Raw genomic sequence first — 13,275 nt, 5'->3', positions numbered from 1 at the left:
GTAGTCCTCGCTTACGCTTTACTGTCCGGAATGCGCATACTGCGCGCCCGTCGCGCCTCTTCCTCATGCAGGTTGCGCATGGTGGCGTCAACAAATTCAAGGTGGTGGATAGTGACGCTGCGCGCCCGTTCGGCATCGCCGGCGATAATCGCCTGACAGATCGCCTGATGCTGCACCGCCAGCTGCTGGAAAATCTCCGGCGCGGTGTACATCCGCTGACGGCTCTGCATCACCGACGACTGCAGCAGATCGAACAGACCGCGCATCGCCTGCAGCAGCACCAGGTTGTGGGCGGCCTCGGCGATCGCCAGATGAAAGCGCACGTCGGAGTGGGCAGCCAGGTCGGGATCGTCGCGATCGCTGACCTGCAGCATCATCTGATAGCAGCGCTCGATATGCGCTTTGTCTTCCGGCGTGGCGCGGCGCGCGGCGTGCCACGCCGTGCTGGATTCAATGGCGATGCGCGCTTCCAGCACGTCGTAGCGGTAACCGGGGTCGTCCGCCAGCAGGGTGCTGAGCGGCATCACCAGCCGCGACGCCGACCAGTCCGCCGGGCGTTCGGCAATAAAGTTGCCGCCGCCGCGCCGGCTGATCAGTACCCCTTCGCTGATCAGTCTCTGCAGCGCCTCGCGCAGCGACGAACGGGAGGCTGTCAGCTGCTGCGCCAGCTGGCGCTCCGCCGGCAGCCGTTCGCCCGGCTGCAGCCGCTGCTCGTCAATAAAAGCCCTCAGGCGTTGCGCCAGGCTCTCCGCCAGGCGTTGTTCTTCATGCATTACGGGATCATCCACGGGAAAACCCAGGCCTGCAGCGAAGTGATAATCCCCACGATGCAGGTGAAAATCAGGCTGTGCTTAACGGTAAAGCGGAACAGGTCGGCCTCTTTGCCGACCAGCCCCACCGCGGCGCAGGCGATAGCGATCGACTGCGGTGAAATCATTTTGCCGGTAACGCCGCCGGTGGTGTTGGCGGCGACCAGCAGCACCTCCGGCACGCCGATCTGCTGCGCGGTGGTCGCCTGCAGGGCGGCGAACAGCGCGTTAGAGGAGGTATCGGAGCCGGTGAGGAATACGCCCAGCCAGCCGAGAAACGGTGAAAAGAAGGTGAAGGCGTTGCCGGTATGGGCCAGTGCCAGCGCCAGCGTGGTAGAGAGGCCCGAATAGTTGGAGATAAAGGCGAACGCCAGCACCGCGCCGATGGAGTAAATCGGCAGCGCCAGCTCGCGCAGGGTTTCGCCAAAGGCGCTTATCGCCTGCGCGGGGCGCATGCGCAGCCAGATCACCGACAGCAGCGCAGCGATAAAAATTGCCGTGCCGGTGGCAGAGAACCAGTCGAGCTTGTAGATAGCGGCGTAAGGCGTGGCGGTGGCGACCACCGGCGGCATCTTGATCACTTGCTGATGCAGGAACGGCACGGCGAAAGAGAAGACCCAGTCATACAGCGCGCCGCCGGGTGCGAACAGCGCCTTAAACGGCGGAATGCTCCACAGGGTGACGGTCAGCGTCAAAAACAGGAACGGCATCCAGGCGCGCATCACCTGCGCCGCGCTGTAGCGCTCGACGCGCTGCGGTTCGCCGCTTTCCTCCTCGCCAGCAAAGCGGAAAATGCGCGCCGGCTTCCAGACGCGCAGGAACAGCGTCAGGCAGAGCAGGGAGACCAGTGCGGAGATCACGTCCGGCAGCTCCGGGCCGAGGAAGTTGGAGGTCAGGTACTGGGCGATAGCGAAAGAGCCGCCGGAGACCACCACTGCAGGCCAGGTCTCTTTCACCCCGCGCCAGCCATCCATGATCGCCATGACCCAGAACAGCACGATCATGGTCAGGAACGGCAACTGGCGCCCCGCCATCTGGCTGATCGCCATTGCATCCACGCCGGTGACCTGGCCGGCGACGATAATCGGAATGCCCATCGCGCCGAAGGCGACCGGCGCGGTGTTCACAATCAGGCAAAGCCCGGCGGCGTAGACTGGCTTAAAGCCCAAACCGACCAGCAGCGCGGCGGTGATCGCCACCGGCGCGCCGAAGCCGGCGGCGCCTTCCAGAAAGGATCCGAAGGCGAAGCCGACGATCAACATCTGCAGGCGTTGATCTTCGGTAATCGACAAAATGGAGTTGCGAATGATGCCAAACTGGCCGGTTTTCACCGTAATTTTATACACGAACACCGCGGCGACGATAATCCAGGCGATAGGCCACAGACCGTAGAAGAAACCGTAAACGGCGGAGGCGAGCGCCTGGTCGATCGGCATACGGTAGAACAGCAGCGCCACCGCCAGCGCGATCAGCACCGTGATGGTGCCGGCGAGATAGCCTTTCATCCGCAGCCGCGTCAGCGCGAAAAAGAAAAAGAGAATGGGAAGCGCCGCAATCAGGCTCGACAGCCAGATATTATCGAGCGGATCGTAAAGTTGCTGCCAGTTTTGCATGATCCTGATTCTCCAGAAGAGTGCCTGCCTGTAAACGGCAGCGGTCGGGGAGCGCCGCAGTCAGACAGCACGCAGCCGCAAGGCTGGTCAGACCAAAAAGCGCGTAAATGTTAAAGAATTGTTTATCTGGTGCGGGGATGAATGCAATCTTTCGCTAAAACTTTCATTTGAGGCTGGAAGATTTGTCACAAACAACAGGTTTTGGTAGGACCAATTTCGCGGGCGTGCAGGCGGCAAAGCGTTTAGCGCCGCTGAAGCGGCCAGCGGGCGGTAGCATCAGGAGCGCCATGAGGCCGCGAAGAGCTATTTCGTGGCGTCAGCCGGTTATCGCATGGCGGAGCAGGAGAGCCCCCGCTAACGAAAAAGGGGCGTTAAAGCTCACCATCGCACGGCGGAAGGGGCATTAAGTATTGCCATCGCACAGCGGGAAAGGGGGATAAAGACCGCCATCGCATGGCAGAAAGCGCATTAAGTATTGGCATCGCACAGCGGGAAAGGGGCGTTAAAGACCGCCATCGCACAGCGGGAAAGGGGCGTTAAAGACCGCCATCGCACAGCGGGAAAGGAGGGTAAAGACCGCCACCCCAGGGCGGCTAGATAGTAATATCGTAAGCGCGCGTCGAGCCGTTAGAGTCCGATTGCCCGCCAGCAGTATAAAGCCCGGGGGCCGCCGCCGTTTTATCTATCGCGCGGGTTAAATGGCGCGCTCGCTGCAGATGCATCTCCAGCAGCTGGCGGGTTTGCTGGTTCATTTCGCTGGCCCGTTTAATCATCGGCAGCATGACGCTCCACTGTGCGGCCAGCGCAGGCTGCGGCTGATAGGGGGCAAACAGCTGCAGACGATCTTCCTGCTGTTTCCGCTGTTCGTCATGCCAGGCGACAGTCGCCAGCAGGCGGCTTTTCATATCGGAAAGGTGCTGAAGGGAAACCGGATGGATAGTCGCGCCGCTGAGCTGTTTGATCTCTTCGGCCAGCACGCCATCCAGTTCACTGAGCGTTTCCTGCAGCCTGGTTAAGGCGGCCTGTAAACTCTCCATGAGCGCCTCTGTCACCCCTCTTCAAGGATATTTCGCAGCAGCGCGTCGGCGATTTTATCGGCGTCCATCTGTAGTTCGCCGTTGCGCATCGCCTGTTTAATCTTTTCGACGCGCGGGTAATGACTCCAACTTATTGATAGTGTTTTATGTTCAGATAATGCCCGATGACTTTGTCATGCAGCTCCACCGATTTTGAGAACGACAGCGACTTCCGTCCCAGCCGTGCCAGGTGCTGCCTCAGATTCAGGTTATGCCGCTCAATTCGCTGCGTATATCGCTTGCTGATTACGTGCAGCTTTCCCTTCAGGCGGGATTCATACAGCGGCCAGCCATCCGTCATCCATATCACCACGTCAAAGGGTGACAGCAGGCTCATAAGACGACCCAGCGTCGCCATAGTGCGTTCACCGAATACGTGCGCAACAACCGTCTTCCGGAGCCTGTCATACGCGTAAAACAGCCAGCGCTGGCGCGATTTAGCCCCGACATAGCCCCACTGTTCGTCCATTTCCGCGCAGACGATGACGTCACTGCCCGGCTGTATGCGCGAGGTTACCGACTGCGGCCTGAGTTTTTTAAGTGACGTAAAATCGTGTTGAGGCCAACGCCCATAATGCGGGCAGTTGCCCGGCATCCAGCGCCATTCATGGCCATATCAATGATTTTCTGGTGCGTACCGGGTTGAGAAGCGGTGTAAGTGAACTGCAGTTGCCATGTTTTACGGCAGTGAGAGCAGAGATAGCGCTGATGTCCGGCAGTGCTTTTGCCGTTACGCACCACCCCGTCAGTAGCTGAACAGGAGGGACAGCTGATAGAAACAGAAGCCACTGGAGCACCTCAAAAACACCATCATACACTAAATCAGTAAGTTGGCAGCATCACCCACATTGTTGAATGAAATCGCGCTTTTTTATAAGTGTTCGCAGTGAACAGGAAAAATTCGCCTTTTCTGCTTCATCAATACCGGCGAGCCCTGATTAGCAGAGCGTATTTATGCGCTGTATCACCCTGCTAAGCGACTCACACTGCCTCTTTCCATCCCGTTCATGGGGTGACGATGACCTCAGGCATTCCTTCGGCACGTGCTCTTCACTCTCTGGCTCAAAAAGCGGGCGCGTTCAGGTACGCAGCCCAGCTTTTACGATCCACTTCAAAAATATCAGTAAATCCTCTGGCTGAAGGCCAAATATCAGTTGCCTGTTGAACAGGCTTCTCGAATGATGAGTAGAACGTTCTAGTAGAACGTTCTACCACTTATAACAGCACTTAAAAAGTGTCATCCAGGGTCTTAAATCGGGGAAAGCAGCATGAGTCTGTTCTCAGGATTGATAAAGTCGTTATCCAAACTATCGATGATCGGCCGCGCGCTTATGCTGCCTATCTCGCTGTTGCCAGCCGCTGGTCTGCTGCTGGCATTCGGTGACAAATTCCATCTGCCGCTGATGATGAACGCCGGCGGCGTCATCTTCGACAACCTGCCGATGCTGTTCGCCATCGGCTCCGCCGTCGGGCTGGCGTCTGAGTCGGGCATTGCGGCGCTCTCCGCCGCCGTCTCGGTTTTTATTACCAATATCACTATCGGCACGGTAATGGGCATTACCCCGGAGATGGCGTCGCAAGGAGGAAAATATGCGATGGTGGTCGGCATACCCACGCTGCAAATGGGGGTGTTTGGCGGTCTGCTCTGCGGCATCCTGGCCGCCTGGTGCTATAACCGCTTTCACACGCTGCAGCTGCCTGAGTTCCTCGGCTTCTTTTCGGGCAAGCGCTTCGTCGCCATCGCTACGGCCTGCTTATCCTTTCTGATGGGGCTGCTGCTGCCCTATATCTGGCAGCATATCCAGTCGGGCATCGATGCGCTTTCTGTGGTGGTGAACGGCGATAATCAGGCGGCCTCCACCTTTATTTTCGGGTTAGTGGAGCGCGCGTTGATTCCGCTCGGGCTCCATCATATCTGGTATCCCTCTTTCTGGTATTCGTTCGGCGACTACACCACGCACGCCGGCCAGGTGATCCACGGCGACCAGACGATCTGGTTTAAGATGCTGGAAGAGGGCGTTAAATCCTTCAACAGCGACTCCTATCAGAACGCCGGCAAGTTCATGCAGGGCGAGTTCCCGCTGATGCTCTTTGCTTTGCCTGCCGCCTGCCTGGCGATGTATCACGAAGCGCAAACGGCCAATAAAAAAATCGCCGCCGGGATCCTCTTCTCCGCCGCGCTCACCTGCTTCCTGACGGGGATAACCGAACCGGTTGAGTTCACCTTTATCTTTGTCGCGCCGATCCTCTACGTGTTTAACGCCATCATGGCGGGGCTGGCCTACATGATGATGTATCTGATGCATGCGCATATCGCTAAATCATTTTCCGCCGGATTTATCGACTACCTCTCATTCGGCATTCTGCCCTCGTTCAACGGTTATCAGACCCACTTCCTCAACGCCGTGATCATCGGCGTGCCGATGGGACTGATTTACTACTTTACGTTCCGCTATGTTATCCGCCGCTTTGATATCAAAACGCCAGGCCGCACCCTTGTGACGGCCAATATGAACGATAAATCGGATAACGAGATTGCGACCGAAATTATCGGCTTGCTTGGCGGGGCGCAAAATATCAATACTGTCGGATCCTGCATCACCCGTTTGCGGCTTGAGGTAGTGAAAAGCGAACTGGTCGATAAGGATGGCCTTAACGGCGTCGGCGCGCGCGGAGTGGTCTTTGTCGGTGATACGGGCATTCAGGTTATTTTCGGCGCCCGTGCGCAGTTTATCGCGCAGACGATGTCGACCATGATGGCCAAATAGCAGGCAGCGGCGCTCTCCGGCTTCGGCGGGAGCGCGCGCTGGAATAATGGATCGGATTGTTATCAGGAGCAGGTTTGAAAAAAGTCAGCATCATCGATGTGGCTAAAGAGGCTAGCGTATCGGTCTCTACCGTTTCGCTGGTTTTACGGCAGAAAGGCAAGATTTCCGATGCGACTATCGAGAAGGTTCAGGCCGCTATCCAGCGGCTGGGGTACGTGCATAACGTCGCCGCCGCCAACCTGCGCGCCAGCACCTCTAATCTGATAGGGCTTATCCTCTGCGACTTCAGCGACAGCTATACCGTTAAGGTGATGGCGAGCGTGGTTAAAGAGCTCGAGAAAAAGGGATTTATGCTGTTTCTCGGTCAGCCGCACGATGACGAGGCGAGCCTGGAACGCTGCCTGCTCTCGTTTAAACAGCAGGGCGTCGCAGGCATTATCTACCTGACGTCCGACACCGTTAATCCCACCGTGCCGGAGCGGCTGCGACACTGCCCCTTACCGTTCGTGGTGGTCTCGCAGACGCTAATCAGCGAAACGTGCAATCTGGTAATGCGCGACAATCGACAGGCTGCGGCGCTGGCGACGCGCTATCTGCTGGATCGCGGCCATCGTAATATCGGCTATATCGGCGGCGAAGCGGATTCGCTGCTGCGCACGCAGCGTCTGCAGGGGCTGCGGGCCAGCCTGCTGCAAAACGGTATTGCGCACAAGGACGAGCTCGCGCCTGCCTGCAGCGACGATACCTTTGCGGCGAGTCTGGCGACGCGCCACCTGCTGGAAAAAAACAACACCCTTACCGCACTGCTCTGTCATTCGTCGACGGCGCTGATTGGCTGTCTTAACGGCATTCAGCAGGTCGGGCGCACTTTAGGCAAGGATCTCTTCCTGACGCAGCAGGTCGCACTGGTCGGCTTTGAGGATATGCTGCAGGTCAATCTTACGTCTCCCTCCTTGACCTACGTCTCATCCGCGAGCGAGGAAACCGGACGGCAGGCGGTAGAGCTGATTGTCAGCAACATCCGGGATCCTGGTTTGCCCAGGCAGCGCATCTTGCTGAGCGGCGAACTTGTCGTGCGCGAGTCTGCATGACGCCGCTCCGCTTGTTTTCCACGTCGTCACCGACAGCCTGAGCGGTTTCCCCGCAGCCGAAAAAAAATCTTATGCCTCGGGAATAAAGCTGTCGCTGGTTCGTCTTATGCGCTCTTTGCAAACAGGCGATCCTATCCTATGACGAACTCTTCACTTTCCACCGGCCAGAAAGTCGCGCGCCTCGCGCTGGTCGGCATGGTTCCGCTGGCGCTGATCATCGTCTTTTTATGGGCCGGCGGCTGGCTGGCGCCGCAGCGTCTCTCCGCCGATAAGCTGGTTACGGCATTGCAGCAGTCCGGCGGCGAACATCCTGGGTATCGGCGCAATCACGCCAAAGGGGTCTGCATCATCGGCGAGTTTAGGGCAACCGGCAACGCCAGCGTCTTCTCGCGCGCGCCGCTGTTCGCGCAGGGCGCGACGACGCCGGTAACGGGGCGCTTTGCCATCGCCGGCGGCAACCCCGGGGCGCCCGATTATGCCGTTCCGGTGCGCAGTATGGCGCTGCTGTTTCAACAGGCGGACGGACAGCAGTGGCGTACCGGCATGAATGCGATCCCGTTCTTTCCGGTTGCCACCGTGCAGGGGTTCTACGATCAGCAGGTCGCTTCGCGACCCGATCCGGCTACCGGCAAACCCGATCCGGCCAGAATGAAAGCCTTTGTGCTTCAGCATCCGGAAATCAAACCTTTCCTCGCCTGGATAAAAGGGTACGTGCCCTCGTCCAGCTGGAGCAGCGACAGCTTCAACAGCCTGAATGCCTTCCGTTTTATCGACAAATCCAGCGCTGCGCATCTGGTGCGCTGGAGTATGGTGGCGCAAACGCCCCGTCAGCCAGAGACCGCGGAAGGGAAAACCGACAAAGATTTCCTGCAAAAGGATCTTGCGCAGCGTCTGGCGAACGGGCCGCTGAAATGGGATCTGATGGTAACCCTGGCTGGCGCGGGCGATGCGGGTAACGACGCATCGAAAGTCTGGCCTGCCGATCGCCAGACCATTAATGCCGGGACGCTGGTGGTGACCCGTTCGCTGCCTCAGCAGCAGGGCCCGTGCAACGATATCAATTACGATCCGCTGATTCTGCCCGATGGCATCGCCGCCTCCGACGATCCCTTACTGAATGCGCGCTCCGCGGCCTATGCCAAATCCTATAACCAGCGCACCCGCGAACAGTCTGAACAGGCAGGTCATCCATTATGAAACAGGTAACCTATTTTCATCCCGCGCTGCGTCTGGTGCACTGGCTAATGGCGCTGGCGATAATGACTATGTTATTTATCGGTGTGGCGATGGTGTCGACCGTCTCCTCGCTGCACGGCCTGCTGGTGGCGATTCACAAGCCGCTGGGCCTGATGATATTCGTGCTGGTGGTGGTTCGGCTGTGGCTGCGCTTTTATACCGCCATTCCGCCGCTGCCCGGCTCGATTCCCGCCTGGCAGCGCGCCCTGGCGCACCTGTCGCACTGGGCGCTGTATGCAATGATGCTGGCTCAGCCGCTGATTGGCTGGGCGATGCTTTCGGCGGCGGGCTATCCGGTGACCCTCGGCGGCGGATTCGTATTGCCGGCCATCGTGCCGGTGAATAACGACTGGTACGCGCTGTTGCGTCCGCTGCATTCCATCGTCGCGCTGTTGCTCTTCCTGACCATCATGGCGCATCTGGCGGCGGCGTTACTGCATGCGCTGGTACTGCGCGACGGTGTGTTTAACAGTATGGCGGGAACCCGCAAACGCTGAGGAAAGCCTGTGTCGCAGCTGACTGACGAAGAGATCCGGGACGTGATGCCGCATCTGCAACGCTTCGCGCTGTGGCTGACCCGCAGCCCGCACAGCGCTGATGATTTAGTGCAAAGCTGTTTAATCAAGGCATTGACGCGAACGCCGCAGAGCCGGGATGAGCAGAGCCTGCGCGCCTGGCTGTTTGCCATTCTTTATCGGCAGTTTATCGACGGCGAACGGCGGCGGAAGCGCTATCGAACGCTTCTCGCCTTTTTTACCGGCGAGGAGGCGTTGAGTAGCTCTACGGAGTCGATGGCGATTGCAGACGATACGCTGGCGTTGTTCGCGACGTTGCCGACCGATTATCGCGCCATACTGCTGCTGGTGAGCGTGGAGGGGCTGAGCTATAAAGAGGCGGCCGAGACGCTGGATATCCCGCTGGGAACGGTGATGTCGCGTCTCTCCCGGGCGCGAAAACTGCTGCATGAGAAATTAGAAGGCAAGGTCAAGCCGTTACCCCTAAGGAGACTGAAATGAAACCCGACGAAGAGGATCTGCACGCCTGGATAGATGGCGAAGCGGATGACGCTACCGCACGACGCGTCGAGCGGTATCTGGCGGAGGATCCTCAGGCTGCCGGACGCGTGGCGGAGATGCGTTATGAGATGCAGCTTTTGCGGCAGGCGATGCACCAGCAAAAGCAGACGCTGGAAACGCCCGAGCCGCACGCTTTTCGCCGCCGTGCGCGGCAGCAGCGGCAGCGAAAGCTGGCGCTTGCCTGCGTATTGGTTCTATCCCTTAGCGTCGGCGGCTTTACCGGCTGGCAGCTGAAAGATTCGCAAATGGCCGGTCATTTGCCGATGGAAGATGCGGTGCAGGCCTATAAGCTGTTCGGCAATGCGACGCTGACGCCGATGGACGTGGTCGCCAGCCAGCAAAACGAGCTGGCGAGCTGGGTCGGGCGCTATTTTATCAACGGCAATTTGCCGCCTAATCTGGAGCAGTATGGCTTTAAACCGCTCGGCGCGCGCCTGATAGCAACGGCGCAGGGCCCGGCGGCGCTGGTGATGTATCAGGATGCGCACGGCACCCGCCTCGCCTGGTATATCCGGCCGCTCAGTCCGGTTAAGCTGCCGCACGGCGAGCGCAAAGCCGAGAATGTGATGGCGCAGTACTGGAGTGATGAGCATTACAATTATGCCCTGGTCACGCCGCTTGATGCGGCGGCGACCGGCGACGTGCGTAAAGCGCTCTCAGAAGTAACGGGGTGATATCAGGAAGCCCATCGACAATAACGTCAGCTAAATCATAACCGCTACGCCAACATGCCCGGCTCTCTCTTTATCCCGGTTGTTTGAGCCGGAGGAGGGGCTGGGGACACTATCATGGAACCGGGCATCCTTTGTAAGAGCGCCATCCAAATCTGTTATCTGCCTTTACCTGCTGCCTGGCATTATTAACAGCCGTGACAATGTCCAAATCCTTAATGCATACTATCGCCACATAGCTAAATCGGTTTAGCTTTTTATTGGAGTTTACTGATGAATCGAATCTGGTGTTTAGGTGATGCGGTGGTTGATTTGCTTCCTGAAGAGGACGGGCGTCTCCTGCAATGTCCTGGAGGCGCGCCGGCTAACGTGGCGGTGGGAATCGCCCGGCTTGGAGGAAACAGTCGATTTATTGGCCGTGTGGGAGACGATCCTTTCGGACGCTTTTTGCGACAAGTGCTTGAGAGGGAAAATGTGGATGTCTCCTGCATGTTGATGGATAAGACGCACCGCACTTCAACCGTGGTAGTAGCACTGGACGCCGAGGGTGAACGTACCTTCACATTTATGGTTCGCCCAGGCGCGGACTTATTTCTGGAACGCCATGATCTTCCTCAGTTTATCCCTCACGACTGGTTACACTGTTGCTCAATTGCACTGCTTCAGGAACCCTCTAGAAGCACCACCTTACAGGCAATGAAATCAGTGCGTGACGCAGGCGGCTATGTCAGTTTTGACCCCAATATTCGACTCGATCTTTGGCAGGATAAAGCTGAACTCCATCGCTGTATCAGGCAGGCACTTCAACTGGCAGATGTTGTGAAGCTTTCCGAGGAAGAGCTGATATGGATAGCGGATTGCGCCGACGTTGAAGCCGCTATCGAGGAGCTGGCGAAGCATTTTGCGATCAGATTACTGTTGGTCACTCAGGGTAGCGCAGGCGTATGGGCCTGGTATAACGACGGGCTTGTTCACTATCCGGCGAAGCCCGTACTCAGCATCGATACAACCGGTGCTGGCGATGCCTTTGTCGCAGGGCTGTTATGGGGACTTGCGCAGAACGGGCTTCCTGCTGATGCTGCGCAACTGGCGGCACGTCTGCAGTGCGCACAGGCATGCGGCGCGCTTGCGACAACAGCCAAAGGGGCAATGACAGCTTTGCCTGATTACCCGCAACTGCAGGATCACCTCAGTCAGTAATCGCTTTTACTCCCTGTTTTGAGACATGCCTCACATCAACTAAACCGGTTTAGCAAATTCCGTTGCGCTTTCAAAATCAGCACAACTATGATGCTGACCTAAATCGGTTTAGCAATAACGTTTTATTGATGATGGCCTTACCTCAGGGATGCAAACCAGTGAAAAAACGTCTTTTAGCGCTTAGCCTCGGCACATTATTGAGTTCTGGCCCCGCCTGGGCGGCTAACTCCATGGAAAGTATTGAAGCGCGTCTCGCGGCAATGGAAAAACGCCTGGCTGCAGCTGAACAGCGGGCCAGTGCTGCGGAATACCGCGCGCTGGCTGCTGAGAATCAGGCACAGAAGCTGACTGCCGCGCAACAGCAGCAACAGCAGCCCCAGATCGTGAACGAACAGAGAGAACCGCGCGCCGAGAAACCAGAACAGAGTAGCAGGAATAATACAGATGGATTTGAATTCCATGGCTACGCGCGTTCAGGGCTGCTGATGAATAGCTCCGCAGCAAAAACGCAGGGCGGCCCGACCGTCACGCCGGCAGGAGAAACCGGCGGTCACGTTGGCCGACTCGGCAACGAACCCGATACCTACGTTGAGCTTAATCTCGAACATAAGCAAATCCTCGCTAACGGCGCGACGACCAGGTTCAAGGCGATGCTGGCCGACGGTCAGCGAACCTACAATGACTGGAGTGCCGCCAGCAGCGATCTCAACCTGCGTCAGGCTTTCGTGGAACTTGGACAGTTGCCCACGTTCACTGGTGCGTTCAAAGACAGTACCGTCTGGGCTGGTAAGCGCTTTGATCGCGATAACTTCGATATTCACTGGATTGATTCTGACGTGGTGTTTCTTGCTGGCACCGGCGCAGGCATCTATGACGTCAAGTGGAGCGACGAAGCGCGCAGCAACCTGGCGATTTACGGTCGTACCTTCGGTGATATCGAGAATAATGACAACACCGCACAGAATTACATTCTGTCTCTGAATAATTTTGTAGGGCCGCTGCAGCTGATGGTGAGCGGCATGCGCGCTAAAGATAATAATGAGCGCACCGATATTGACGGCAATCGCGTTAAAAACGATGCAGCGAACAACGGTGTGCATGCGCTAATCGGACTACACAGCGATAGCTTCTATGGCCTGCGTGAAGGGTCATCGAAAACCGCTCTGCTCTATGGTCACGGCTTAGGCGCTGAGGTGAAAACCATCGGTGCCGATGGCGCATTGCTGCCGGAAGCTGATACCTGGCGTCTGGCCAGTTATGGCATGACGCCGCTCGGCGAGGGCTGGCATGTCGCACCGGCGCTACTGGCGCAAAGCAGTAAAGACCGTTACGTCAAAAGCGACAGCTATAAATGGGTTACCGCTAACCTGCGTCTGATTCAGGAAATTACCCAGAATTTCGAGATGCAGTATGAAGGCTCCTGGCAGTATATGGATCTGCGTCCTGCAGGCTACAACAACCGCAACGCCGTTAGCGGCAACTTCTACAAATTAACCATGGCGCCGACGCTGAAGGCGAGCGACGTCGGGGAATTTCTAAAACGTCCTGAAATCCGCCTGTTCGCCAGCTGGATGGACTGGGATCACCGCCTGGATAACTACGCCACAGATGATGCCTTTGGCAGCAGCGGCTTTAAGGCCGGTGGTGAGTGGAATGTCGGCGTACAGATGGAAACCTGGTTCTGATATTGCGGCCCCCCACGGGGGCCCTGTTCCCTTTTGTTGGCATTAAAATG

Annotated in this window: 12 protein-coding genes and 1 pseudogene; 8 read left to right on the top strand and 5 right to left on the bottom strand. The window is 57.6% G+C overall.

The genetic code is table 11. The features are described 5' to 3' along the window. Window positions 1-11: 11 nt before the first annotated feature. From lldR to PVE98_RS22640, 5 genes and pseudogenes are all read right to left on the bottom strand, one after another. A complete protein-coding gene (gene lldR / locus PVE98_RS22660) occupies window positions 12-773 on the bottom strand; it encodes a transcriptional regulator LldR (protein WP_033755973.1) in 762 nt (253 codons plus the stop codon). Further along, entirely contained in the window at window positions 773-2,422 is a 1,650-nt protein-coding gene (lldP, locus tag PVE98_RS22655; RefSeq protein ID WP_033755975.1) for an L-lactate permease, read from the bottom strand. The genes lldR and lldP overlap by 1 nt, the downstream gene beginning before the upstream one ends. 593 nt (window positions 2,423-3,015) lie before the next feature. Continuing rightward, window positions 3,016-3,459, bottom strand: coding sequence for a flagella synthesis protein FlgN (locus PVE98_RS22650; RefSeq protein ID WP_033755977.1), 444 nt, complete (start codon window positions 3,457-3,459; stop codon window positions 3,016-3,018). Window positions 3,460-3,470: 11 nt separating this feature from the next. Further along, a pseudogene (locus PVE98_RS22645) lies at window positions 3,471-3,572 on the bottom strand (flagellar biosynthesis anti-sigma factor FlgM); the annotation flags it as partial. A 17-nt stretch (window positions 3,573-3,589) separates the two neighbouring features. Beyond that, window positions 3,590-4,287, bottom strand: a protein-coding gene (locus PVE98_RS22640; protein WP_224481720.1) for an IS1-like element IS1A family transposase whose coding sequence is annotated in 2 segments (ribosomal slippage) — window positions 3,590-4,038 and window positions 4,038-4,287 — 699 coding nt in all. Because the reading frame shifts where the segments join, the coding sequence is not laid out codon by codon here. Between the two features lie 479 nt (window positions 4,288-4,766). Here PVE98_RS22640 and PVE98_RS22635 point away from each other — a divergent pair. The 8 genes from PVE98_RS22635 (at window position 4,767) to PVE98_RS22600 (ending at window position 13,225) form a co-directional block, all read left to right on the top strand. Next, window positions 4,767-6,266: a PTS transporter subunit EIIC gene (locus PVE98_RS22635; protein WP_313620817.1), complete on the top strand. Its 1,500-nt coding sequence runs from the start codon at window positions 4,767-4,769 to the stop codon at window positions 6,264-6,266. Window positions 6,267-6,340: 74 nt separating this feature from the next. Beyond that, window positions 6,341-7,357, top strand: a complete 1,017-nt coding sequence (locus PVE98_RS22630; RefSeq protein ID WP_033755596.1) for a substrate-binding domain-containing protein — start codon at window positions 6,341-6,343, stop codon at window positions 7,355-7,357. A 138-nt stretch (window positions 7,358-7,495) separates the two neighbouring features. After that, window positions 7,496-8,554, top strand: a complete 1,059-nt coding sequence (locus PVE98_RS22625) for a catalase family peroxidase (RefSeq protein WP_033755598.1) — start codon at window positions 7,496-7,498, stop codon at window positions 8,552-8,554. Beyond that, the gene (locus PVE98_RS22620; protein ID WP_033755600.1) at window positions 8,551-9,090 is read left to right on the top strand and encodes a cytochrome b; all 540 of its coding nucleotides are present in this window, start codon (window positions 8,551-8,553) and stop codon (window positions 9,088-9,090) included. The genes PVE98_RS22625 and PVE98_RS22620 overlap by 4 nt, the downstream gene beginning before the upstream one ends. Window positions 9,091-9,135: 45 nt before the next feature. Beyond that, window positions 9,136-9,609: an RNA polymerase sigma factor gene (locus PVE98_RS22615; protein ID WP_033755679.1), complete on the top strand. Its 474-nt coding sequence runs from the start codon at window positions 9,136-9,138 to the stop codon at window positions 9,607-9,609. Next, window positions 9,606-10,343 (top strand): anti-sigma factor, encoded by a 738-nt coding sequence (locus PVE98_RS22610; protein WP_033755601.1) that lies wholly within the window; start codon window positions 9,606-9,608, stop codon window positions 10,341-10,343. Before PVE98_RS22615 ends, PVE98_RS22610 begins: the two co-directional genes overlap by 4 nt. A 270-nt stretch (window positions 10,344-10,613) precedes the next feature. Next, the gene (locus PVE98_RS22605; RefSeq protein WP_033755602.1) at window positions 10,614-11,540 is read left to right on the top strand and encodes an aminoimidazole riboside kinase; all 927 of its coding nucleotides are present in this window, start codon (window positions 10,614-10,616) and stop codon (window positions 11,538-11,540) included. Window positions 11,541-11,698: 158 nt separating this feature from the next. Continuing rightward, a complete protein-coding gene (locus PVE98_RS22600; protein ID WP_033755604.1) occupies window positions 11,699-13,225 on the top strand; it encodes a carbohydrate porin in 1,527 nt (508 codons plus the stop codon). Window positions 13,226-13,275: the final 50 nt, after the last annotated feature.

Origin of the sequence: Pantoea sp. GABEPS69, from assembly GCF_045780835.1 — a bacterium.
Classification (GTDB): domain Bacteria; phylum Pseudomonadota; class Gammaproteobacteria; order Enterobacterales; family Enterobacteriaceae; genus Pantoea; species Pantoea septica.
Note: the sequence above shows the minus strand (reverse complement) of the source record. Positions and strands in the feature narration are given on the sequence as shown.